Raw genomic sequence first — 23,133 nt, 5'->3', positions numbered from 1 at the left:
TCCGGCCCGGTACGTTCCTTTTCATACCTTGGCTGCGCCCGTGGCGCGGCGAACCTTGAGCAACGACGGAGAAACACCATGACTTCAGTATTCGACCGCGAGGACATCCTCTTCCAGGTCGTGGTCAACCACGAAGAGCAATATTCGATCTGGCCGGACTACAAGGCTGTCCCGGAAGGCTGGCGTACGGTCGGCAAAAGCGGCTTCAAGAAAGAATGCCTGGCGTATATCGAAGAGGTCTGGACCGACATGAGGCCGTTGAGCTTGCGCAAGAAGATGGAAGAGCAAGCGGCTGCGGCTCACTAACGCCGGTATGGGCAGCTTTTTGTGGGAGCGGCGATACGTCGCTCCCACAGGTTGGCGTACTCATGAGTGCTCCGCCAGAAAATCAATCAATGCCCGTGCCGCCGCCGGCAATTGCCGATGGGGTGGATAGATGATTGAAAACGCTCTGCTGCGCCCGCCAAAGTCCTCCAGCAATTGCACCAATTCCCCCCGCTCGATCCGCTCCCGGACGATGAATTCATAGGTCTGGCAAATCCCCATTCCAGCCTGCGCCAGGGAAACGATGCCCAGCACGTCGTCGGACACTTGCACATTGCCTGTCGGCAACCATTCCCGGTCTTGCTGGTGTTCGCGGAACAGCCACGGGGCGATGCGTCCGCTGCTGGGCATCACGAAGGGCAGGCAGGCGTGGGCGGCCAGTTCATCGAAGTGCCTGGGCGTTCCGGCGCGCCCAAGATATTGCGGCGCAGCCACCAGGCAGAGGCGGGCGTCTTCCAGCTTGCGGCCGACCAAGCCGCTGTCGGGCAGCGGCCCGAGGCGGATCGCCAGGTCATATCCCTCGGCCACCAGGTCGACATTGCGGTTGGTGATGCTCAGCTCGACCCGCACCTGCGGGCAAGCCTGGGCGAAACGCGACAGCAGCGCCGGCAGGCGGTAATGGCCATAGGTGGTCGGCACGCTGAGACGCACACGACCGGTCAAGACGCCGTCCTGACCCTGGATACGTCGCTCGGCGTCGTCGATCAAGGCAAAGGCCGAGCGCGACTGTTCCAGGTACAACGTCCCGGCATCTGTCAGGTTCAATCGGCGAGTCGTGCGCCGCAACAGTTGCACTCCAAGGCGGGCTTCGAGGCGCGAGATTGCGCGGCTCAGCACAGAAGGCGTGGTGCCCAGCGCCACGGCACCGGCGCTGAGGGTGCCTTTTTCCACAACTGTGACGAAGGCTTCCACGTCGGCCAGATGATCGAATCGACGGGCCATTATTGCCTCCAGAGGCCAAGTGATGTTCCGGGTGGCCAGTTTATCGCCGGAAGGGGCATCAATACAGTGAGCGCATCTTTTATCGAAACGGAGTCATCATGAAAAAGCTCACTACCTTGGCAACGTCTGTCGTCCTGGCAGGCATCAGCGCCGCGGCCCATGCCGATAATGTGCTCGTGGTCCTGTCGGACTCCGATCATCTGGATCTGAAAAATGGCCAGGTCTTTTCCACCGGGTTCTACCTCAACGAATTGCTACAGCCGGTGAAACTGTTGCTGGACGCCGGTCACCACGTGACCTTTGCCACGCCCGAGGGCAAGGCGCCAACCCTGGACCGCTCTTCGGTGGACAAGATGTACTTCAATAACGACGCGGCGGAACTTGAGCGCTACCAGGCGTTGCTGGCCCAACTGAACATCACCTCGCCCGAGGATTCACCGGTGATCAGCTTGAGCCGTGTCGAACAGCTGGGGCTGGATCGGTTCGACGCGCTGTACGTCCCCGGCGGCCATGCACCGATGCAGGATTTACTCACGAGCGCATCGCTGGGGCGGGTGCTGACGCACTTCCATGAAAAGGGCAAGACCACCGCGCTCGTTTGCCATGGGCCGATCGCCCTGTTGGCGACCCTGCCCGATGCCAACGACTTTGTCGGCCAGTTGAGCGCCAAGGGCCAGGCTTCGGCCCAGTCCGGCTGGATCTACTCCGGCTACAAGATGACGGTCATCAGCAATCAGGAAGAGGAATTGGCCAAAGGGCTGCTGGGAGGAGGCGCTATGAAATTCTATCCGCAGACTGCATTGCAGCAGGCGGGTGGCCAATACAGCAGCAATACCTCGCCGTGGACGTCCCATGTGGTCATGGACCGGGAGTTGATCACCGGCCAGAATCCGGCGTCGGCGCTGGAAGTGGGGCAGGCGCTGGTCAAGCGGTTGGAACGTTGATTCAGAAACACCGCAACCCCTGCGGGAGCGGGCTTGCTCCCCCAGGTTTCAGGGTGTGCTTGAGGTTTACTTGAACCGCCGCTCCACCCCTTTCTCCACCAGGATCTTCGCCGATATCTCCTCCACGGAAAAATGCGTGGAGTTGATGTGGGGAATGTTCTCCCGCCGGAACAGGTTTTCCACCTCGCGCACTTCGAACTCGCACTGGGCGTAGCTCGAGTAACGGCTGTTGGGCTTGCGCTCGTTGCGGATCGCGGTAAGGCGGTCCGGGTCGATGGTCAGGCCGAACAGCTTGTGCTGGTGGGCGCGCAGGGCGCTGGGCAGTTGCAGGCGCTCCATGTCGTCTTCGGTCAACGGATAGTTGGCCGCGCGGATGCCAAACTGCATCGCCATGTACAGGCACGTCGGCGTCTTACCACACCGCGACACACCCACTAGGATCAAGTCGGCCTTGTCGTAATAATGCGTGCGGGCGCCGTCGTCGTTGTCCAGCGCGAAGTTCACCGCCTCGATCCGCTCCATGTAGTTGGAGTTGTGGCCAATGGAATGGGACTTGCCCACGGAGTAGGAGGAGTGTTCGCTCAGTTCCTGTTCGAGCGGCGCCAGGAACGTGGAAAAAATGTCGATCATGAAACCATTGGACGTTGCGAGAATCTCACGGATGTCCTGATTGACGATGGTATCGAAGATGATCGGACGAAATCCGTCGTTTTCGGCGGCTTTATTGATTTGCTGTACCATGGCCCGCGCCTTGTCGACGCTGTCTATGTACGGGCGTGTCAGCTTGGTGAAGGTAATGTTTTCGAACTGCGCCAACAGGCTCTGGCCTAGCGTTTCGGCCGTGATGCCGGTGCCGTCGGAGATAAAGAAAGCAGATCGTTTCATTTGCGCCTTGGGCCTTAAGCTAGTGAGCTAGTGACGATTCTTGGATATGATAGGCGCGATTTGCCGGCCGCCCGTGGCCCGCATTCTCACTTATTTTCCAGGTCCAGGCCATATCGCCGGTGAGCGCTCCCCTGGAGCCGCCGGTACCTTGAGCTTTTCCAACACAGTTAGTGGAGAGATCACCTTGGTAGAGTACGTAGTTTCCCTCGATAAGCTCGGCGTCCATGATGTAGAGCATGTGGGGGGCAAGAACGCATCCCTGGGCGAGATGATCAGTAACCTCGCCGGCGCCGGTGTATCGGTGCCAGGTGGCTTCGCCACGACCGCCCAGGCTTATCGTGATTTCCTGGAACTGAGCGGCCTGAACCAGCAGATCCACGATGCGCTCGACGCCCTGGACGTCGATGACGTCAATGCCCTGGCCAAGACCGGTGCCCAGATCCGCCAGTGGATCATGGAAGCCGAATTCCCCGAGAAACTGAACGCCGAGATCCGCACGGCCTTTGCCAAGCTCTCCGAAGGCAACCCCGATGTTGCCGTCGCCGTGCGCTCCTCGGCCACCGCCGAAGACTTGCCGGATGCCTCGTTCGCCGGCCAGCAGGAGACCTTCCTGAACATCCGTGGCGTGGAAAACGTCATCCGGGCCGCCAAGGAAGTCTTCGCCTCCCTTTTCAACGACCGTGCCATTTCCTACCGCGTGCACCAGGGCTTCGACCACAAGCTGGTCGCCCTGTCCGCTGGTGTACAGCGCATGGTCCGCTCCGAAACCGGCACCGCCGGCGTGATGTTCACCCTCGACACCGAGTCGGGCTTTCGCGACGTCGTGTTCATCACCGGTGCCTATGGCCTGGGTGAAACCGTCGTGCAAGGCGCGGTGAACCCCGACGAATTCTATGTCCACAAGGGCACCCTGGAAGCCGGTCGCCCGGCTATCCTGCGCCGCAACCTGGGCAGCAAGGCCATCAAGATGGTCTACGGTGACGAAGCCAAGGCCGGTCGTTCGGTCAAGACTGTCGATGTCGACAAGGCCGATCGCGCACGCTTCTGCCTGACCGACGCTGAAGTCAGCGAACTGGCCAAGCAGGCGATGATCATCGAGAAGCACTACGGCTGCCCGATGGACATCGAGTGGGCCAAGGACGGTGACGACGGCAAGCTGTACATCGTGCAGGCCCGTCCGGAAACCGTGAAGAGCCGCACCCAGGCCAACGTCATGGAGCGCTACCTGCTCAAGGAAACCGGCACCGTGCTGGTGGAAGGCCGCGCAATCGGCCAGCGTATCGGCGCCGGCAAGGTGCGGATCATCAAGGACGTCTCGGAGATGGACAAGGTCCAGGCCGGCGACGTACTGGTCTCCGACATGACCGACCCGGACTGGGAGCCGGTCATGAAGCGCGCCAGTGCCATCGTCACCAACCGCGGTGGCCGTACCTGCCACGCGGCAATCATCGCCCGCGAGCTGGGTATCCCGGCCGTGGTCGGTTGCGGCAACGCCACCGAGCTGCTCAAGGACGGCCAGGGCGTGACCGTTTCCTGCGCCGAGGGCGACACCGGCTACATCTTCGAAGGCGAACTGGGCTTCGACATCAAGAAGAACTCCGTGGACGCGATGCCGGAGCTGCCGTTCAAGATCATGATGAACGTCGGCAACCCGGACCGCGCCTTTGACTTCGCGCAGTTGCCGAACGCCGGCGTGGGCCTGGCCCGCCTGGAATTCATCATCAACCGCATGATCGGCGTGCACCCCAAGGCACTGCTGAACTACGACGGCTTGCCGCAGGAAATCAAGGACAGCGTCGACAAGCGCATCGCCGGCTATGACGATCCGGTCGGTTTCTACGTCGAGAAGCTGGTGGAAGGCATCAGCACCCTGGCGGCGGCCTTCTGGCCGAAAAAAGTCATCGTGCGCCTGTCGGACTTCAAGTCCAACGAATACGCCAACCTGATCGGCGGCAAGCTCTACGAGCCGGAAGAAGAAAACCCGATGCTGGGCTTCCGCGGTGCTTCGCGCTACATCAGCGAGTCGTTCCGTGACTGCTTCGAGCTCGAATGCCGTGCCCTCAAGCGCGTGCGCAACGAGATGGGCCTGACCAACGTCGAAATCATGGTGCCGTTCGTGCGGACCCTCGGTGAAGCGAGCCAGGTGGTCGACCTGCTGGCGGAAAACGGCTTGGCCCGTGGCGAGAACGGCCTGCGCGTGATCATGATGTGCGAGCTGCCGTCCAACGCCATCCTGGCCGACGAGTTCCTCGAATTCTTCGACGGTTTCTCCATCGGTTCCAATGACCTGACCCAGCTGACCCTGGGCCTGGACCGCGACTCCGGGATCATCGCCCACCTGTTCGACGAGCGGAACCCAGCGGTCAAGAAACTGCTGGCCAACGCCATTGCCGCCTGCAACAAGGCCGGCAAATACATCGGCATCTGCGGCCAGGGCCCTTCGGATCACCCGGACCTGGCCAAGTGGCTGATGGAGCAGGGTATCGAAAGCGTTTCGTTGAACCCGGATTCCGTGCTGGAGACTTGGTTCTTCCTGGCTGAGGGTCAGGCTGCGGTCTGATCGAGTGAAGGGGCATCACCGGCCCCTTTTGATTTGAAGTAGGGCGGGCTCCATCTGGAAGCCGCCCTTTTTTGTGCAAGAAGATCATGCAAAGCAGCAGCAACCTATTTCCTGTCGCCCTGATCAGCGCCGAACGGCGCGGCGATCTGAGCGAAGATGTCTATCGCTTGAAACCGGGCAACAGCCCTGACTACAGCGTCGAACTGGCGGTCACCCGCCTGGGCATGGCCGATGCCTGCGAGGTCCGTGGGGTCCCGGTGATCCTGCTGCACGGCAGTTTTTCCAACCGTCGTTTCTGGTATTCGCCCAAGGGCCTCGGCCTGGGGGCGTTTCTGGCGCGGTTGGGGTTCGATGTCTGGATTCCCGAAATGCGCGGCCATGGCTTGTCCCAACGAAATCAGGGCTACCGCAACAACCGCGTGGCCGACTACGCCCGTTATGACTTGCCGGCCATTGGCGCCTTTGTGCGTGAACAAAGCGGGCAAGTGCCACACTGGATTGGCCATTCCCTGGGCGGCATTACCCTGGCGGCTGCCTTGGGCGGTCACTACCTCGGCGCGCCTGCCGTGGCGTCGGCGGCGTTCTTCGGCGCCCAGGTCAGTCGTACTTACTGGCCGCTGAAAATCCCGCCGGTGGAATGGAGCGGACGTTTCATCCTCAAGCGATTTGCGCAATTGTCCGGTTCCAGGCTCAAGCGTGGTCCGGAAGATGAGCCCATCGGCCTGGCACTGGAGAGCATGCGCTGGTATGGCCTGTTCGGGCGTTTCGGTGATGCCGAGAAAAATTGGTGGGCGGGTCTCGCCGATGTGCAGGTGCCGGTATTGGCGGTGAGCGCCGCCGGTGATCAGCAGGATCCGACCTGGGCCTGCCGCAAACTGTTCGACCAGATCGGTTCCGAGCACAAGCAGTTTGTCTGCCTTGGGCGCGAGCAAGGCTTCGGCGATGATTTCGGTCACGTCGAAATGCTCGTCAGCAAGGCCGCGCAAGCCGAGGTCTGGCCGCTGGTGGCGCGATGGCTGGACGATCAAGGTGCGCCGTTGTTGGCCGACCAGCCGCGCCTGGCCCAGGCAGTTTGAGGCGAAGGCTCTGACAGGGGCATTTCGCTCTTGTCAGCTTGCGGCTAAGATATGACGCGTTCCGCTGTTTTGGTCACAAACGGCGGTTCACTTCAGCCCGACGTTCCAGCCCATACAGGAGTTGTTCGATGAACCATTACCTCACGCCTGACCTGTGCGATGCCTATCCGGACATCGTGCAAGTGGTGGAACCGATGTTCAGCAATTTCGGCGGTCGCGATTCCTTCGGCGGCGAGATCGTGACCATCAAGTGTTTCGAAGACAATTCGCTGGTCAAGGAGCAGGTTGAACTCGATGGCAAGGGCAAGGTGTTGGTCGTCGACGGCGGCGGCTCCCTGCGTCGGGCGCTGCTGGGCGACATGCTGGCCGAAAAGGCCGCGAAAAATGGCTGGGAAGGGCTGGTGATATACGGTTGCATCCGCGACGTCGACGTCATTGCCCAGACCGACCTCGGCGTCCAGGCCCTGGCCAGCCATCCGATGAAGACCGACAAGCGCGGCATTGGCGATCTCAACGTCGTCGTGACCTTTGCGGGTGTGACGTTTCGTCCGGGCGAATATGTCTACGCGGACAACAACGGCGTGATCGTCTCGCCAAGCCCGCTGAAGATGCCTGAATAAAGCACCAAGGCCATAAGGGATGAGGATGTTCGAGGAAGAAAACGCGCAATGGGGGCTGGTGCATGCCCTGGTGCTGGATGGTAAAGGTGGCGCGCGTTCGATAGCCCGGACCGAACTTGACGATCTGCAGTTGCAGGCCCATGAAAGCCTGTGGCTGCACTGGGATCGCAGTCATCCGCAAACCCATACGTGGTTGCGCAAATCCAGTGGCTTGAGTGAATTCAACTGCGACCTGCTGCTTGAAGAAAACACCCGGCCGCGACTGCTGCCCCTGCCCAACGCCGAACTGCTGCTTTTTTTGCGCGGGATCAACCTCAACCCAGGGGCCGAGCCGGAAGACATGGTATCGGTGCGCATCTTCGCCGCGGCGCAGCGGGTGATATCCCTGCGGCTGCGCCCATTGCGCGCCACCGATGAGCTGCTGGCCGAGCTGTCCGAGGGCAAGGGCCCCAGGACCGCTTCGGAACTCATCCTTTATATGGCGCAATACCTGACCAATAAAGTGCAGGACCTGGTGACATGCCTGTCTGAAATCGTCGACACCGAGGAAGAAAAACTCGATACCGACGAACGGTATACCCCTGAGCACGACGCCATTCTTCACATCCGTCGAAGGGCGGCCGGGCTCAAGCGATTCCTGGCGCCGCAGCGGGATATTTTCGGACAGATGTCGCGGATCAAGTTGCCCTGGTTCGTCGAGGACGACGGCGATTACTGGAATGAATTGAACAACAGCCTGACCCGCTACCTCGAGGAGCTGGAACTGACCCGGGAGCGCGTAGGGCTGGTGCTGGAGGCCGAGGACCGGCGTCTCTCGGTGCGCATGAACCGCACCATGTACCGCTTCGGCATCATCACCGGGATCTTCTTGCCGATGAGTTTTCTCACCGGGCTGCTCGGCATCAATGTCGGCGGGATTCCGTTTTCCGAAAGCTCCTATGGGTTCCTGGTCGCCTGCCTGCTGATGGTCTGCGTGGCCATGGGGCAATGGTGGCTGTTCCGCCGCTTGCGGTGGGTGTGATGGGGTTTCATGTGACCCGACGAAAACTGATCGCGTCTTCCACAGACATCACGAGAGGTGCGTATGCACGATCCGTTTGAACAGTCTCTGCGCGACATGCTCAAGGCCTCGCCGTCCAGTCGGGACGACGATGCTTGCCTGGGCCGTGTACTCAAAACCGCCAACCGCCAGGTCGGCGCCGGCGACTTGTTCAGCCTGCTGGGCCGTTGGTTGCCCGCGCTGATGATCGCCCTTAACAACGGGTCGGCCCACGTCTCGCCGGTTTCCCGTCGCAAACCCGTTACTCGCACCGCTGATAAGGCTGACTGAATATGGAACTTGATCTCTGGACCCAGAGCCTCGTCACGGCAATGACTGCGTTGTGGACCAAGATAGCTAACTTCATCCCCAATCTCTTTGGCGCCCTGGTGGTGCTGTTGTTGGGTTTCGTCGTGGCCAAGTTGCTGGACACGCTGCTGTCCAAGCTGCTCGCCAAGCTGGGCCTCGATCGCCTGATGGGTGGTACTGGCCTGACCAAGCTCTTGTCCCGCGGCGGCATCCAGGTCCCGATCTCGACGCTGGTGGGCAAGATCGTCTATTGGTTCGTGCTGCTTATATTCCTGGTTTCCGCGGCTGAATCCCTGGGCCTGGAGCGCGTTTCAGCGACCCTGGACATGCTTGCGCTGTATTTGCCGAAGGTCTTCGGCGCGGCCCTGGTGTTGCTGGTGGGCGTTCTCCTGGCGCAACTGGCCAACGGCCTGGTACGCGGCGCTGCGGAAGGTGTGGGGCTGGACTACGCTTCGGGACTGGGAAGAATCGCCCAGGGCCTGGTCATTATCATCAGTATTTCCGTCGCGATCAGCCAGTTGGAGGTCAAGACCGACCTTCTAAACCATGTGATCGTGATTGTCTTGATTACCGTTGGTCTGGCGGTTGCGCTGGCCATGGGGTTGGGAAGCCGGGAAATCGCCGGCCAGATTCTCGCGGGAATCTATGTGCGTGAGCTGTATGAGGTGGGGCAACAAGTGCGTGTTGGAGAGGTCGAAGGCCAGATCGAAGAGATTGGCACGGTGAAGACCACATTGCTGACCGAGGAGGGCGAGCTGGTGTCGCTTTCCAATCGGATTCTGCTGGAACAGCATGTGAGTAGCCGCTAACCCGGCAAACCCTGCTAATGTATGCCGCCGCAAAATGCCTGCTATCGCTGGCTGCGGCGCACATTGACCTAGACTGTCGGCCCGACTTGTTTTGAACAAACCCCAATCGCTATCCACGCGCTACGACCCCCGTGATCTCTCCGATGAGGAGTTGGTCGCGCGCGCGCATACGGAGCTGTTTCACGTAACACGCGCTTACGAAGAGCTGATGCGCCGTTACCAACGAACATTATTTAATGTTTGTGCACGGTATCTTGGGAACGATCGCGATGCTGATGATGTCTGTCAGGAGGTGATGTTGAAGGTGCTGTACGGCTTGAAGAACTTCGAGGGGAAATCGAAGTTCAAGACGTGGCTATATAGCATCACTTACAACGAATGCATCACGCAGTATCGCAAGGAACGGCGAAAGCGTCGGTTAATGGACGCGTTGAGCCTTGACCCCCTTGAGGAAGCGTCTGAAGAAAAGGCGCCCAAGCCCGAGGAAAAGGGTGGGCTCGATCGCTGGCTGGTTTATGTGAACCCGATCGATCGGGAGATTCTGGTGCTACGATTTGTCGCAGAACTGGAATTCCAGGAGATCGCAGACATAATGCATATGGGTTTGAGCGCGACAAAAATGCGTTACAAGCGCGCGCTCGATAAGCTGCGTGAGAAATTTGCAGGCATTGCCGAAACTTAGTTCGGCGCAAATATCTCTTACGTGTAGGCAAGTTCTGATAGACTTGCCGCCGAGTTGTCCCCCGGTTTGCGGGACTGCTTCACAATCACCAGATGGGGATTTAACGGATGAAACTGAAAAACACCTTGGGCTTTGCCATTGGTTCTTTGATTGCTGCCACTTCGTTCGGCGCTCTGGCACAAGGCCAAGGCGCAGTTGAAATCGAAGGCTTCGCAAAGAAGGAAATGTTCGACAGCGCTCGTGATTTCAAGAATAACGGCAATCTGTTCGGCGGTTCGATTGGTTACTTCCTGACCGACGACGTTGAACTGCGTCTGGCCTACGACGAAGTGCACAACGCACGCACCGAAGACGGCACTAACGTCAAGGGCGCCAACACCGCTCTGGACGCTCTGTACCACTTCAACAACCCAGGCGACATGCTGCGTCCTTACGTCTCTGCCGGTTTCTCCGACCAGAGCATCGACCAGAACGGTAGCAACAGTCGTAACCGTTCTACCTTCGCCAACGTTGGTGGCGGCGCCAAGCTGTATTTCACCGACAACTTCTACGCCCGTGCCGGCGTTGAAGCTCAGTACAACATCGACCAGGGCGACACCGAGTGGGCTCCTAGCGTTGGTATCGGTGTGAACTTCGGTGGCGGCTCCAAGCCTGCTGCTGCTCCAGTTCCAGCTCCGGCTGAAGTCTGCTCCGACAGCGACAACGATGGCGTGTGCGACAACGTCGATAAGTGCCCTGACACCCCAGCCAACGTAACCGTTGACGCTGATGGCTGCCCAGCTGTTGCTGAAGTCGTACGTGTTGAGCTGGACGTCAAGTTCGACTTCGACAAGTCGGTCGTTAAAGAAAACAGCTACGGCGACATCAAGAACCTGGCTGATTTCATGAAGCAGTACCCAGCCACCAGCACCACTGTTGAAGGTCACACTGACTCCGTCGGTCCTGACGCTTACAACCAGAAGCTGTCTGAGCGTCGTGCAAACGCCGTCAAGCAAGTTCTGACCAACCAGTACGGTGTTGAATCGTCCCGCGTTCAGTCTGTTGGCTACGGCGAATCCCGCCCAGTTGCTGACAACGCCACTGAAGCTGGTCGTGCAGTAAACCGTCGCGTAGAAGCGCAGGTTGAAGCCCAAGCTAAGTAATTAGCCCAAAGCTTTGGAAAAACCCGGCCTAGGCCGGGTTTTTCTTTGCGTGCGATTTAGAGGTGGGAGACAGAAACCTGTGGTAGCGAGCCTGCTCGCTACCACAACGGGCTCGCTGTTGTCTGTCAGAGCGCTGAAGCCTGCGCGAAGACCGGCGGGGAGGCGGCCAGTTCGGCTGCGCCCGCCACCGCGCCAATCACCAGGATCGCCGGGCTCTTGAGTTGAAAGGCGCCGGCATCGGTTTCCATCGAGGCCAAGTCGCTGCGGCAGTCGCGTTGATGGGGCAGGGAGGCGTTTTCGATCATGGCCACCGGCGTATCCGCCGCGAGGCCACCGGCCAGCAATTGCTCGCGGATCTCGCTGAGTTTTGCCACGCCCATGTACACCACCAGGGTGGTTCCGCCTTGTGCCAGGGCTTGCCAGTTCAAGCTACTGCCATCCTGGGTGTGGGCGGTGACCAGCGTCACGCCCCGCGCAACGCCGCGCAAGGTCAGGGGAATGTCGCACTGAGTCGCCCCCGCGAGGCCGGCGGTGATGCCGTTGACCAGTTCCACCTCAACGCCATGCTCGCGCAGCCACTGCGCTTCTTCACCGCCCCGGCCGAAAATGCACGGATCGCCGCCCTTGAGGCGCACCACGCATTTGCCTTGGCGGGCATAACGCAGCATCAACCGATGAATGAACGCCTGTGGCGTGGAACGGCAACCGCCGCGCTTGCCCACGGCGATGATGCGTGCACCGGGGCAGTGCTCCAGCACCGCGTCGTTGACCAGGTCATCGATCAACACCACGTCGGCTTCGCCCAAGGCGCGCACGGCTTTGAGGGTCAGCAATTCAGGGTCGCCGGGACCTGCACCGACCAGCCAGACTTTTGCGTTCATAGTGTTTTCCTCACGAGATAGCCGCCACCGGTTGCGCGGTGGCAACCAGCAAACGCTTGATTTCCGGTACGCAGGAACCGCACTGCGTGCCGCAGCCCAGTTCCTTTTTCAGGCCCTGCAAATCCAGGCCGCGCTCGATACCCGCGCAAACCGCGCGCTGGCTGACATTCATGCAGTTGCACAGGGTTTTCCCGCCACCCACGGTGGCACCGGTGTTGCCTGGCGGCGCGCTCAGGGGAGCTAGCAGCCAGCGCCGTAGTTGCTCGTCGGCGCGACCTTCCAGCCAGAGGTTCTGCAGCCAGTGCCGGGCCAGGGTTTCACCCGCCAGGCGAATGGCAGTGATGCGTCCGTTTTCGATCCGCACCCGCTTGCCGATGGCGCGGCGTGGGTCGTCATAGGCCAAGACTGGCCCTTCGATAAGGCCGAGTTGCTCGTCAATCGCTTGTAGCAGTTGCGGTTCGGGGGCGACGGCACTGGCGGCGCGAATCAGCAACGCGGGACGTTCGCGACCGGTCAGGCTAAGGCTGACGTAGGAAAACGCCTCACACAGCGGACGCAACGTCTCTAAATGCTGTTGAACATCGCCTTCGATCAGGGCGAAAAGCTGCCAGGGCAGGTTCACCGGTTCCAGGCGCACGCCGCTGTGTTTGAGTTCCGGCTGTTTGGACAGTGGGTCGAAAGCCGGCTGGGTCAGGGTGTTCACCCCTCCCTTGAGAAACCGATCGCCCCAGTGCATGGGCAGGAACGCCTGGCCGGGGCGCACGCTTTCGTCGCTGTCGACGGCGACGATCAGGCTGCCGCGACGGCTCTTGAGACTGACCAGGTCACCGGTTTGCAGGCGATGGCGGACCAAATCGTCGGGATGCAGGCTGAGCACCGCTTCGTTCACATGGCCAAACAACTGCGCAGCGGTTCCCGTGCGGCTCATGCCGTGCCATTGATCTCGCAGGCGACCCGTATTCAGTGTCAAGGGATAGCGCGCGTCACGCAGTTCCTTGGCGGCGCGATAAGGGTCGGCGACAAATCGGGCACGGCCGCTTTCGGTAGGAAAAATCCCATCCACGTACAAACGGGCGGTGCCGACCGTGGCGCCTTCGCGAAAAGGCCATTGCTGGGGGCCAAGCTGATCGATCAGCGCATGGCTGATACCGGACAGATCCAAGTCACGACCACGGGTCAATTGCTTGTATTCATCGAACAACTGGGCCGGCGTGTCGAAGGCGAACAAGCTCGATTGCCCCGGGCGCAAGCGTTTCTCCAGGCGTTGTGCGAAATCCACTGTGATGGCCCAGTCCGGTCGTGCCTCACCCGGTGCGTTGATTGCCCGGCGCACGTGGGAAATGCGCCGCTCGGAGTTGGTTACCGAGCCTTCTTTTTCGCCCCAACTGGCCGCGGGCAGCAGCAGGTCGGCAAAGGCGGCGGTCTCGGTGGTGCGAAAGGCTTCCTGCAACACCACGAACGGGCAGGCTTGCAGGGCCTCGCGCACGGCGGCCTGGTCCGGCATCGATTGGGCGGGGTTGGTGCAGGCGATCCACACTGCCTTGATCTTGCCGCTGCGCACCTGTTCGAACAGTTCAATGGCGCTGAGGCCAGGGGCTGCCGGTAACGCATCGACGCCCCAGTAATCGGCCACTTCAGCGCGATGTTCCGGGTTGGCGGCTTCGCGATGGCCCGGCAGCAGGTTCGACAGGCTGCCGGTTTCGCGCCCGCCCATGGCGTTGGGCTGGCCGGTCAATGAGAACGGTCCAGCGCCCGGCCGGCCGATTTGGCCGGTGGCCAGGTGCAGATTGATCAGCGCGCTGTTTTTCGCGCTGCCGGCGGTGGACTGGTTCAGGCCCATGCACCACAACGACAGGAAACTGGGCGATGTGCCGACCCATTCGGCGCATTGGTGCAGCTGCTCGACGCTGATGCCGCAAAGCTGGGCAACCATGGCGGGCGTGTAGTCGCGCACCAGATTCTTCAGATCCGCAAGCCCTTCGGTGTGGGTCTTGATGAAACTGCGATCGATCCAGTCTTCCCACAGCAGTAAGTGCAAAATCCCATGGAGCAGCGCGACATCGGTGCCCGGCAGGATCGCCAGGTGCAGGTCCGCCAGGTCGCAGGTGTCGGTGCGCCGGGGGTCGATGACGATGATTTTCATCTCGGGCCGGCGGGATTTTGCTTCTTCGAGGCGACGAAACAGGATCGGATGGGCGTAGGCCATGTTGCTGCCGACGATCATCACACAATCGCTCAGCTCCAGGTCTTCATAGCTGCAAGGCGGGGCGTCGGCGCCGAGGCTGCGCTTGTAGCCCACCACGGCGGAGGACATGCACAGCCGCGAGTTACTGTCGATGTTGTTGGTGCCCACCAGGGCCCGGGCGAGTTTATTGAAGGCGTAGTAGTCCTCGGTCAGCAGTTGGCCGGAGATGTAGAACGCCACGCTGTCGGGGCCATGTTCGGCAATCGTCTCGGCGAAAATAGTGGCGGCATGGTCCAGGGCGCTGTCCCAGTCGGTGCGGGCCCGAGCCAGGCCTTTGCCCAGGCGCAGCTCGGGGTAAAGCACGCGTGCGGCGAGGTCGCCGGTCAGGTGCAGGGTCGAGCCCTTGCTGCACAATTTGCCGAAGTTGGCCGGGTGGCTGGAATCGCCGCTGACGCCGAAGATGCGCTCGCCGTCATGCTCGATCAACACGCCGCAACCGACCCCGCAGTAGCAGCAGGTCGTGGCTGTGGTCTGGCGGCTCATGAGCTTGCTTCCCGCAGGGCCAGCATCACGCGACCGTTCTCGACTCGGGCCGAGTGGTGATGGGCGCAACCCACGTCCGGGGCTTGGGCCAGGCCGGTTTCCAGATCGATCTGCCAGTTATGCAGTGGGCAGGCCACGCGCTTGCCGTAGATCAGGCCCTGGGACAATGGACCGCCCTTGTGCGGGCAGCGGTCGTCGAGTGCGAAAACTTCATCGTCGCTGGTACGAAAAATCGCGATATCGCCCTTCGGTCCCTGGATGATTCGAGAACCCAGGGCGTTGATCTCTTCCAGTGCGCAGATATCCAGCCAGTTCATGCCGGCACCTCCAGGTGCTTCACGGGAATGACTTCAAATTCTTTCTTCAGCTGGGGTTGCTCCAGGCGCTGTTTCCAAGGGTCTTGTTCCAGCGACAGGGAAAACTTCAGCCGCTCATGGAGCGCTTTGCGCCGCTCCGGGTCTTCCAGCACGGCTTTCTTGATGTGCTCCATGCCGACCCGCTGCATGTAGTGCACGGTGCGTTCGAGGTAGAAGGCTTCTTCCCGGTACAACTGCAGGAAGGCGCCGTTGTATTCGCGCACTTCTTCGGCGGTCTTGAGCTTGACGAAGAACTCGGCGACTTCGGTCTTGATCCCGCCGTTGCCGCCGATGTACATCTCCCAGCCGGAATCGACGCCGATGATGCCAACGTCCTTGATGCCCGCTTCCGAGCAGTTGCGGGGGCAACCGGAGACGGCCAGCTTCACTTTGTGCGGGGACCACATGTTGAACAGGTCGTGCTCCAGCTCGATCCCCAACTGAGTGGAGTTCTGCGTGCCGAAGCGACAGAACTCGCTGCCCACGCAGGTCTTCACGGTGCGGATGGATTTGCCGTAGGCGTGGCCGGAGGGCATGTCGAGGTCTTTCCAGACGCCGGGCAGGTCTTGCTTCTTGATCCCCAACAGGTCGATGCGCTGGCCGCCGGTGACCTTGACCATCGGCACGTTGTACTTGTCCGCCACGTCGGCAATGCGCCGCAGCTCGGAAGGGTTGGTCACGCCGCCCCACATCCGCGGGACCACCGAGTAAGTGCCGTCTTTCTGGATGTTGGCATGGGCGCGTTCGTTGATCAGGCGCGACTGCGGATCATCCTGGGCTTCACCGGGCCAGGTGGAAATCAGGTAGTAGTTCAGGGCGGGGCGGCAGGTAGCGCAGCCGTTCGGGGTGCGCCAGTTCAGGTAGCTCATGGCCCCGGCGATGGTCAGCAGATGCTGGTCGCGGATCGCCTGGCGGATCTGGCCGTGGTTGAGGTCGCTGCAGCCGCAGATGGCTTTTTCGCTTTTCGGCTTGACGTCTGCTGCGCCGCCCACGGTGTTGATCAGGATCTGCTCCACCAGGCCGGCGCAGGAGCCGCAGGAACTGGCGGCCTTGGTGTGTTTTTTCACGTCATCGACGCTGAACAGCCCGTGTTCCTGGATCGCCTTGACGATGGTGCCCTTGCACACGCCGTTGCAGCCGCAGACTTCTGCGGTGTCGGCCATGCTCATGGCTTTGTCCTGGCCCTGGTGTCCTACATCACCCAGTGCGTTTTCCCCGAACATGAGGTGATCGCGGATCTCGCTGATGGCGTGATTCTCACGAATCTGGCGGAAATACCAACCGCCGTCCGCCGTATCGCCGTACAGACAGGCCCCGACCAGCACGTCATCCTTGATCACCAGTTTTTTATAGACGCCGCCAATCGGGTCGGAAAGGGTGATGGTCTCGGTGCCTTCGCCGCCCATGAAGTCGCCGGCGGAGAACAGGTCGATGCCGGTGACTTTCAATTTGGTCGAAGTAACCGAGCCTTTGTAGGTGGCGAAGCCCAGTTGCGCGAGGTGGTTGGCGCAGACCTTGGCCTGTTCGAACAACGGCGCCACCAGGCCGTAGGCGGTGCCGCGATGGCTGGCGCATTCGCCGATGGCATAGATGCGTGGGTCGTAGGTTTGCATGGTGTCGTTGACCAGGATCCCGCGATTGCACGGGATGCCGGATTTTTCCGCCAGTTCGGTATTGGGGCGGATACCGGCGGCCATCACCACCAGGTCGGCAGGGATGATGTCGCCGTTCTTGAACTGGACCGAGCCGACCCGGCCATTGCCGGCGTCGTGCAGGGCCTGGGTCTGTTCGCAGAGGCGGAATTTCAGGCCACGGCTTTCCAGCGCGGTTTGCAGCAGTTGACCGCTGGTCTTGTCCAGCTGCCGTTCCAAAAGCCATTCGCCGATGTGTACGACGGTCACGTCCATGCCGCGAAGCTTCAAGCCGTTGGCGGCTTCCAGGCCCAACAGGCCGCCACCGATGACCACCGCGTGTTTATGGGTTTTCGCGGTGTCGATCATCGCCTGGGTGTCGGCGATGTCGCGGTAGCCGATCACGCCATCGAGGGTGTTGCCGGGGATCGGCAAGATGAACGGCGTGGAGCCGGTGGCGATGAGCAGGCGGTCGTATTCGGCTTCGCTGCCGTCCTCGGCGATGACCCGGCGCTTGACCCGGTCGATTTCCACCACCTTGCGGTTGAGCAACAGCTTGATGTTGTTGTCCAGGTACCAGCTCAGGTCGTTGAGCACGATTTCTTCGAAGGTCTGCTCGCCGGCCAGCACCGGCGAGAGCAGGATGCGGTTGTAGTTGGTGTGGGGCTCGGCGCCGAACACCGTGATGTCGTACAGCTCGTTGCTCAGCTTGAGCAGTTCTTCGAGGGTTCGAACCCCGGCCATGCCGTTGCCGATCATTACCAGTTTGAGTTTTTTCATCAGGGTTCTCCGCAAGCTCAGGCCTGTTCATCACGGCGGTCAGGCTGGCTCGGCAATTTTTTCGAAAACAAAAAAGGCGTCCCGCTAGCAAGCTAGCGAGGACGCCTTTGTCCTGGTCCCGTTCTCTCGGGAAGCACCGCCTTCATCGTTGGAGGCGTTGCTATATGTATGGTGAGAGAGGTTATGCAGTGGTTGTGCCAAGTGCTCTTGGGGCGCGGATTTATTGGCTGAGCTGCAGGTTGGAGGCGTTGAAGGGGGATTTATTGCACCGAATGAAAGCGTGTTGCCCGGTAATGGAGCGTCAGGCTGGGGATAGGTATAGGCAGGCACGCCGTCTTCGCGAGCAACTGGGTCTAGCTATGAAAGACTAGAAACAGCATCACCAGATTTATCACCAACGACACCAATGCCAATGTCCGCCAGACCTTCAGCGGCTCGCGTTCCAGCAACGGCCGGGGCCTTACGCTCAGGCTACGGCGCTCGCCTTGTTCCAGCAGCAACAGCCATTCCTCGGCGGTTTCAAAACGCTGGTCCGGATCCGCCGCGATCGCGCGTTCCAGGCTTTGCCCGAGCCATTCGGCCAGGTCCGGTCGATAGCGGCTGGCATTGACCGGCACGCCGAAGCGCGGTCGTTGGAAGGCTTCGATCTCGCCGTAGGGATAATGTCCGGTCAGCAAGAAATACAAGGTTACGCCGACGGCATACAAATCCTGTTGTGCCGTGGGGGCGGTGCCGCCGAAGGCTTCCGGGGCAATGTAGCTGGGCGTGCCGGGCAACACGTTGGCCTGGTCCTCGGACAAGCCCGGGCAATACGCCAGGCCGAAATCCAGCAAGCGCAATTCGCCATCGTCGCCCAGGTGCAGGTTTTCCGGCTTGATGTCGCGGTGGTAGATCTGCCGTCGATGCAGCAGGCCCACCGCTCGCACCAGGCGTTGGGCCAGGTCCTGCCATTGGGCCAGGGGCAGCGGCCCGCCCTGGTTGAACAGCTCGGCCAGGGTCGCCCCCGGGTATTCGCGCATCACGTAGTACAAATGCTGGCGCTGGGGAACACCATGCACTTCGGGAAATTGCCTGCCCGCGACCCGCTTGAGAAACCATTCCTCCGAGAGTAGCGCTTGCCCGGCGCGGGTGTCGTCCCGTAGCTGCACGGGCAGGGTTTTCAGTAGCCAGGGTTGGCCTTGGCCGTCACGTACTCGATAGAGCAACGATTGCTGGCTTTGGCCCAGTGGACCTTCGATCTGCCAGCCTTCGAACGTCTGGCCCGCCTTCAGCGCAGGGGGCAAAGGCCACTGCTGCAATTGGATCAGTGCGTCGCCGATGCTGGCTTCGCCCACCGCATCGACCCGCACCAGCAGCGCGCTGGCGTTGTCCTGGCTACCGGCCAGGTGCGCGGCGTTGACCAGCGTCTGCGCGGCGAGGTCCAGGTCCGGTTGGTCGCGAAGGATGCCGGCGATGGCTGTGTCCCCCAGGACCGCCCAGACACCGTCACTGAGCAACACGAAGGTTTCGTCTTCGCGCAGTTCGCCGTCGAGGAAGTCGAGCACCAGATGCTGATCCAGCCCCAGGGCGCGCTTGAGCACATGTTGCATGCCTTGCTGCTCCCAGACGTGATCCTCACTGACGCGTTGCAGGTGATCGGCGTGCCAGCGGTAGACCCGGCAATCGCCGACGTGGGCCAGCGTAAAACGCCGGCCCCGCAGTACAAGGGCGCTGACGGTGGTAAGCAGCGGTTGCCCGCCACCGTTGGCTTGCAGCCAGCGGTTCTGCGCGGACAATAGTCGGTCGAGCGCCTGGGCCACGCCCCAGGTTTGCGGCGTGGCGTAGTAGTCCAGCGCCAATGCCTGCAAAGTCGAACGGGCGGCCAGCCCGCCATCGGCGCATTGGCTCACGCCGTCGGCGATGGCGAACAGGTAACCCTTGCTGGCGGCCAGGGCCGGGGCGGGGGTGACCAGGCGCAGGGCGTCCTGGTTTTCCTCCCGTGGGCCGATGGCGCTGGCTTCGGCGAAACTCAATTGCAGGCTCATGGTTGCTGTTATACCCGGGCGGCGGTGACAGCGGCCGAACCCCAAGTGGTCCTCCAGCGACGCTTGACGCCGTGCAGGCCGAACCAGGCCAGCACACCGAGGCTGGCGAACAACCACAGCGCCAGTTGATAGCTGCCGGTGCTCTGCTTGATCGCGCCCATGCCCGCCGCAAGGGCGAAACCGCCAATGCCGCCGGCCATGCCGATCAGCCCGGTCATCACACCGATTTCGCGACGGAAGCGTTGTGGCACCAGTTGGAACACCGCGCCGTTGCCCGCCCCCAAACCGAGCATGGTGCAGACAAACAATGCCAGTGCCGCGTAGGAGCTCGGCAGGTTGAAGCCCACTGCGGCGATGCAGACGGCCGCCACGGTGTACATGCCGAGCAAGGTGCGGATACCGCCGAAACGGTCCGCCAGGGCGCCGCCCAGTGGGCGCATCAGGCTGCCACCGAAGACGCAGGCGGCGGTGTAGTAGCCGGCGGTGACCGGGCTCAGGCCATATTGGTCGTTGAAGTAGCCGGGCAGGGCACTGGCCAGGCCAATGAAACCGCCGAAGGTCACGCTGTAGAAGAACATGAACCACCAGCTGTCACGGTCGCCCAGGGCCTTGAGGTAGTCGGCCATGGATTTGGCCTTGGGGCGCTCGGGGGCGTTCTTGGCCAACCAGGCGAAGAGCACCAGGGTCAGCACCAGCGGGATCAGCGCGAAGCCGAACACGTTGCTCCAGCCGAAGGCCACGGCCATCACCGGGGCGATCAACGCCGCGAGCACGGTGCCCGAGTTGCCGGCGCCAGCGATGCCCATGGCCTTGCCCTGGTGTTGCGGCGGATACCACTGGGAGGCCAGCGGCAGGGCCACGGCGAATGAAGCGCCGGCTACGCCGAGGAACAGGCCCAGCAGCAGCGCTTGTTCATAGCTGTGGATGCCCAGTTTCCAGGCGCAGAACAGCGCACCGATGACGATCACCTGGCCCACCATGCCGGCGGTCTTTGGCGAGATCCGGTCGGCCAGCAGGCCCATGAACAAACGCAGCACGGCGCCGGCCAGGATCGGCGTCGCCACCATCAGGCCGCGTTGCTGGGTGGTCAGGTGCAGGTCGGCGGAGATCTGCACCGCCAGGGGGCCGAGCAGGTACCAGACCATGAAACTCAGGTCGAAGTAGAGGAAGGCCGCGAACAGTGTCGGGGTGTGGCCGGATTTCCAGAAGCTTGAATTCATCGCGCACCTCAGCTGTAAAAGTCTCGAGAAATGAGTCAGTGCTTTGAGCAGTGCGCCGCCTGTGGTCGCACCACCGGTCCCGCAGGACCAAAACAAAAAAACGCCGCAACCCGGATCGCCAGAGAGGCGAGGAGGGTGTGCGACGTCTTTGTCGTAGGTGGGGCAACCGCCGTTGGTTACCTGTGGGATTGCTTAAGCGAGATCTGTGCCAACCTGCGAGATCGGGGGAGGCCATTCGCAAGCAGGCCCGGTGCTACAAGCTTTCAGCCGAGCAGCTCATTCATCGCGATGATCTGCTCCGCCACCTGGATCAGCTTCTGCTGGCGGCTCATCGCCTGGCGGCGCATCAGGGTGTAGGCCTGTTCCTCGTTGCATTCCTTCATCTTCATCAGCATGCCCTTGGCCAGTTCGATGCGCTTGCGTTCGGCCAGTTGCTGGTCCCGGGCCAGGAGCTGGGCACGCAACGCCTGGTCGCTCTCGAAACGGGCCATGGCCACGTCGAGGATCGGCTGCAGGCGCGCGGCGTGGATGCCTTCGACGATATAGGCGCTGACCCCCGACTTGATGGCCTGGCGCATCACATCCGGGTCGTGCTCGTCGGTAAACATGACGATCGGTCGTGGCTGGTCGCGACTGACCAGCACTACTTGCTCCATCACATCGCGTCCGGGTGACTCGGTATCGATCAGGATCACGTCCGGACGCACTGTTTCGACGCGCGCCGGCAGGTCGATGGTCAGGCCGGATTCGTCGATTACTTCGAAGCCGGCTTCAATCAGGGCGGCCTTCAGGCGGCCGACTTTTTTCGCGGTGTCGTTGATCAGCAGGATACGCAGCATGGTCGTGGCTCCTGTCAGCGGCTGGCGAGAAGGGGAGCCGCATCGCTCAAGGCGTGCAGTTTGAAGCTGCGGGCGTACCCGGCCGGATCCGAGCCGTCCCAAATGGTGCCGTCGATCAGCTGGCTGCTGCGCATGTCCTGGCTTGGGGATGCTATGCCCAGCGCCGTGGCGGCTTCCCGGTACAGGTCGAGCTGCTGGACCTGGCGGGCGACGGCCGGGTAGTCCGGGTCTTCGCGCAACAGGCCCCAGCGGCGGAACTGCGTCATGAACCACATGCCGTCGGACAAGTATGGCAGGTTCACCTCGCCGCCCCCGTGGAAACGCATGGCATGGGGATCCTGCCAACTGTTGCCCAAGCCGTCGGCATAGATGCCCAGCAGGCGCGGCTCGATGCAGTCCAGCGGGGCGTCGAGGTATTCGGGCGCACTCAGCAGTTGTGCGGTGCTGCGACGGTTCTCCTCGCTTTGTTCGATGAAGCGGCTGGCTTCGAGGATCGCCATCACCAGGGCCCGGGCGGTGTTGGGGTATTGCTCGACGAACGCCCGGGTACACCCGAGGACTTTTTCCGGATGATCGGGCCAGATGGTCTGGGTGGTCGCCAGGGTAAAGCCGAGGTTCTGTTTCACCGCGCTGGCGCACCACGGCTCGCCCACGCAGAAGCCGTCGATGCGCCCGGCTTGCAGGTGCGCGACCATTTGCGGCGGCGGCACCACGACGCTGTCGACATCCGAGAGAGGATGGATGCCCTGGGCGGCGAGCCAGTAATAGAGCCACATGGCATGGGTGCCGGTGGGAAAAGTCTGGGCAAAGGTCAGTTTCGGGCGAGTTTGGTGCACGTGCCGTTCCAGTGCCTCAGGACTGGTCACGCCTTGGGCCTGGAGGCCGTGGGAAAGGTTGATGCTCTGGCCGTTCTGATTCAGCCCCATCAGCACTGCCATGTCGGTGGCTGCAACGCCACCGATGCCCAGGTGCACGGCATAGACCAGGCCGTACAGGCTGTGGGCTGCGTCGATTTCGCCGCTGACCAGCTTGTCCCGCAGGTTGGCCCAGGACGCCTGGCGCTTGAGGTTCAACGTCAGGCCGTAAGGTTGCGCGAAGCCCTGGGTGGCGGCCACCACCACCGGGGCGCAGTCGCTCAAGGCCATGAAGCCAAGGTTGATCGCGCTTTTTTCCGGGGCATCGCTGCCATTGACCCAGGCCAGGGGCGTGGCTGGAATTTCATTCATCGCTATCACCTTCCACATGAAAAAGCGCCGTGTCCTGGCCAGGGAGGCCGGACGCCGACGCCGTTGTCCTTTGAAACAGTGCGCCACACATTCCGTCGTTGGCATGGGGCGCTGAT

Annotated in this window: 20 protein-coding genes; 10 read left to right on the top strand and 10 right to left on the bottom strand. The window is 61.6% G+C overall.

From position 1 onward, the window contains the following. The first annotated feature begins 78 nt into the window (after positions 1–78). Positions 79–306, top strand: a complete 228-nt coding sequence (locus VQ575_RS17795) for an MbtH family protein (RefSeq protein WP_030141931.1) — start codon at positions 79–81, stop codon at positions 304–306. 60 nt (positions 307–366) lie between these two features. Here the strand turns inward: VQ575_RS17795 and VQ575_RS17790 are convergent, their stop codons facing one another. Further along, positions 367–1,266 (bottom strand): LysR family transcriptional regulator, encoded by a 900-nt coding sequence (locus tag VQ575_RS17790; RefSeq protein WP_039589011.1) that lies wholly within the window; start codon positions 1,264–1,266, stop codon positions 367–369. Between the two features lie 98 nt (positions 1,267–1,364). On the opposite strand from VQ575_RS17790, the gene VQ575_RS17785 reads away from it, so the two are divergent. Beyond that, positions 1,365–2,210 (top strand): type 1 glutamine amidotransferase domain-containing protein, encoded by an 846-nt coding sequence (locus VQ575_RS17785; protein ID WP_325918122.1) that lies wholly within the window; start codon positions 1,365–1,367, stop codon positions 2,208–2,210. Positions 2,211–2,276: 66 nt separating this feature from the next. Here the strand turns inward: VQ575_RS17785 and ppsR are convergent, their stop codons facing one another. After that, positions 2,277–3,095 (bottom strand): posphoenolpyruvate synthetase regulatory kinase/phosphorylase PpsR, encoded by an 819-nt coding sequence (gene ppsR / locus VQ575_RS17780; RefSeq protein ID WP_039589013.1) that lies wholly within the window; start codon positions 3,093–3,095, stop codon positions 2,277–2,279. 184 nt (positions 3,096–3,279) lie between these two features. Here ppsR and ppsA point away from each other — a divergent pair, with 184 nt between their 5' ends. The 8 genes from ppsA (at position 3,280) to VQ575_RS17740 (ending at position 11,332) form a co-directional block, all read left to right on the top strand. Further along, a complete protein-coding gene (gene ppsA, locus VQ575_RS17775; protein WP_039589015.1) occupies positions 3,280–5,655 on the top strand; it encodes a phosphoenolpyruvate synthase in 2,376 nt (791 codons plus the stop codon). A gap of 86 nt (positions 5,656–5,741) precedes the next feature. Then, positions 5,742–6,731 carry an alpha/beta fold hydrolase gene (locus VQ575_RS17770; protein ID WP_325918121.1) on the top strand — a complete coding sequence of 330 codons (990 nt, stop codon included), beginning with the start codon at positions 5,742–5,744 and terminating at the stop codon, positions 6,729–6,731. Positions 6,732–6,859: 128 nt separating this feature from the next. Then, positions 6,860–7,351: a ribonuclease E activity regulator RraA gene (gene rraA, locus VQ575_RS17765; protein WP_325918120.1), complete on the top strand. Its 492-nt coding sequence runs from the start codon at positions 6,860–6,862 to the stop codon at positions 7,349–7,351. A 25-nt stretch (positions 7,352–7,376) separates the two neighbouring features. Then, entirely contained in the window at positions 7,377–8,372 is a 996-nt protein-coding gene (locus VQ575_RS17760) for a zinc transporter ZntB (protein ID WP_045155487.1), read from the top strand. Between the two features lie 63 nt (positions 8,373–8,435). After that, on the top strand, positions 8,436–8,681 hold the full coding sequence (locus VQ575_RS17755) for a hypothetical protein (protein ID WP_014337331.1): 246 nt from the start codon (positions 8,436–8,438) through the stop codon (positions 8,679–8,681). A 2-nt stretch (positions 8,682–8,683) separates the two neighbouring features. After that, positions 8,684–9,508 (top strand): mechanosensitive ion channel family protein, encoded by an 825-nt coding sequence (locus VQ575_RS17750; protein ID WP_045155488.1) that lies wholly within the window; start codon positions 8,684–8,686, stop codon positions 9,506–9,508. Between the two features lie 91 nt (positions 9,509–9,599). Continuing rightward, on the top strand, positions 9,600–10,190 hold the full coding sequence (gene sigX, locus VQ575_RS17745; protein ID WP_025212681.1) for an RNA polymerase sigma factor SigX: 591 nt from the start codon (positions 9,600–9,602) through the stop codon (positions 10,188–10,190). Positions 10,191–10,297: 107 nt separating this feature from the next. Further along, positions 10,298–11,332, top strand: coding sequence for an OmpA family protein (locus VQ575_RS17740; protein ID WP_039589019.1), 1,035 nt, complete (start codon positions 10,298–10,300; stop codon positions 11,330–11,332). Between the two features lie 125 nt (positions 11,333–11,457). Here the strand turns inward: VQ575_RS17740 and cobA are convergent, their stop codons facing one another. The 8 genes from cobA to VQ575_RS17700 all read right to left on the bottom strand — a co-directional run bounded on the left by cobA (position 11,458) and on the right by VQ575_RS17700 (position 23,017). Next, a complete protein-coding gene (gene cobA, locus VQ575_RS17735; RefSeq protein ID WP_039589020.1) occupies positions 11,458–12,213 on the bottom strand; it encodes a uroporphyrinogen-III C-methyltransferase in 756 nt (251 codons plus the stop codon). Between the two features lie 10 nt (positions 12,214–12,223). Continuing rightward, positions 12,224–14,941, bottom strand: coding sequence for a nitrate reductase (locus VQ575_RS17730; protein ID WP_325918119.1), 2,718 nt, complete (start codon positions 14,939–14,941; stop codon positions 12,224–12,226). Next, entirely contained in the window at positions 14,938–15,258 is a 321-nt protein-coding gene (nirD, locus tag VQ575_RS17725; protein WP_039589022.1) for a nitrite reductase small subunit NirD, read from the bottom strand. Before nirD ends, VQ575_RS17730 begins: the two co-directional genes overlap by 4 nt. Further along, positions 15,255–17,708 (bottom strand): nitrite reductase large subunit NirB, encoded by a 2,454-nt coding sequence (nirB, locus tag VQ575_RS17720; RefSeq protein ID WP_039589023.1) that lies wholly within the window; start codon positions 17,706–17,708, stop codon positions 15,255–15,257. The genes nirD and nirB overlap by 4 nt, the downstream gene beginning before the upstream one ends. A gap of 353 nt (positions 17,709–18,061) precedes the next feature. After that, a complete protein-coding gene (locus VQ575_RS17715) occupies positions 18,062–19,732 on the bottom strand; it encodes a bifunctional protein-serine/threonine kinase/phosphatase (RefSeq protein ID WP_198723074.1) in 1,671 nt (556 codons plus the stop codon). Between the two features lie 8 nt (positions 19,733–19,740). Continuing rightward, positions 19,741–20,952, bottom strand: coding sequence for a nitrate/nitrite transporter (locus tag VQ575_RS17710; RefSeq protein ID WP_039589025.1), 1,212 nt, complete (start codon positions 20,950–20,952; stop codon positions 19,741–19,743). 263 nt (positions 20,953–21,215) lie between these two features. Further along, positions 21,216–21,791: an ANTAR domain-containing response regulator gene (locus VQ575_RS17705; protein ID WP_025212689.1), complete on the bottom strand. Its 576-nt coding sequence runs from the start codon at positions 21,789–21,791 to the stop codon at positions 21,216–21,218. A gap of 14 nt (positions 21,792–21,805) precedes the next feature. Then, positions 21,806–23,017, bottom strand: a complete 1,212-nt coding sequence (locus VQ575_RS17700) for a CmpA/NrtA family ABC transporter substrate-binding protein (protein WP_198723075.1) — start codon at positions 23,015–23,017, stop codon at positions 21,806–21,808. Between the last annotated feature and the right edge of the window lie 116 nt (positions 23,018–23,133).

The organism is Pseudomonas frederiksbergensis (assembly GCF_035751725.1).
GTDB lineage: Bacteria > Pseudomonadota > Gammaproteobacteria > Pseudomonadales > Pseudomonadaceae > Aquipseudomonas > Aquipseudomonas frederiksbergensis_A.
This window is presented reverse-complemented; position numbering and strand designations above follow the sequence as displayed.

Bases quoted from the DNA above. Each gene is read 5' to 3' on its own strand.
- VQ575_RS17705 (WP_025212689.1), bottom strand. From the start codon at position 21,791: ATGCTGCGTATCCTGCTGATCAACGACACCGCGAAAAAAGTCGGCCGC.
- VQ575_RS17760 (WP_045155487.1), top strand. From the start codon at position 7,377: ATGTTCGAGGAAGAAAACGCGCAATGGGGGCTGGTGCATGCCCTGGTG.
- cobA (WP_039589020.1), bottom strand. From the start codon at position 12,213: ATGAACGCAAAAGTCTGGCTGGTCGGTGCAGGTCCCGGCGACCCTGAA.
- VQ575_RS17790 (WP_039589011.1), bottom strand. From the start codon at position 1,266: ATGGCCCGTCGATTCGATCATCTGGCCGACGTGGAAGCCTTCGTCACA.
- VQ575_RS17715 (WP_198723074.1), bottom strand. From the start codon at position 19,732: ATGAGCCTGCAATTGAGTTTCGCCGAAGCCAGCGCCATCGGCCCACGG.
- VQ575_RS17710 (WP_039589025.1), bottom strand. From the start codon at position 20,952: ATGAATTCAAGCTTCTGGAAATCCGGCCACACCCCGACACTGTTCGCG.
- VQ575_RS17700 (WP_198723075.1), bottom strand. From the start codon at position 23,017: ATGAATGAAATTCCAGCCACGCCCCTGGCCTGGGTCAATGGCAGCGAT.
- VQ575_RS17795 (WP_030141931.1), top strand. From the start codon at position 79: ATGACTTCAGTATTCGACCGCGAGGACATCCTCTTCCAGGTCGTGGTC.
- ppsR (WP_039589013.1), bottom strand. From the start codon at position 3,095: ATGAAACGATCTGCTTTCTTTATCTCCGACGGCACCGGCATCACGGCC.
- nirD (WP_039589022.1), bottom strand. From the start codon at position 15,258: ATGAACTGGCTGGATATCTGCGCACTGGAAGAGATCAACGCCCTGGGT.
- VQ575_RS17770 (WP_325918121.1), top strand. From the start codon at position 5,742: ATGCAAAGCAGCAGCAACCTATTTCCTGTCGCCCTGATCAGCGCCGAA.
- VQ575_RS17785 (WP_325918122.1), top strand. From the start codon at position 1,365: ATGAAAAAGCTCACTACCTTGGCAACGTCTGTCGTCCTGGCAGGCATC.
- VQ575_RS17755 (WP_014337331.1), top strand. From the start codon at position 8,436: ATGCACGATCCGTTTGAACAGTCTCTGCGCGACATGCTCAAGGCCTCG.
- nirB (WP_039589023.1), bottom strand. From the start codon at position 17,708: ATGAAAAAACTCAAACTGGTAATGATCGGCAACGGCATGGCCGGGGTT.
- VQ575_RS17740 (WP_039589019.1), top strand. From the start codon at position 10,298: ATGAAACTGAAAAACACCTTGGGCTTTGCCATTGGTTCTTTGATTGCT.
- VQ575_RS17730 (WP_325918119.1), bottom strand. From the start codon at position 14,941: ATGAGCCGCCAGACCACAGCCACGACCTGCTGCTACTGCGGGGTCGGT.
- VQ575_RS17750 (WP_045155488.1), top strand. From the start codon at position 8,684: ATGGAACTTGATCTCTGGACCCAGAGCCTCGTCACGGCAATGACTGCG.
- rraA (WP_325918120.1), top strand. From the start codon at position 6,860: ATGAACCATTACCTCACGCCTGACCTGTGCGATGCCTATCCGGACATC.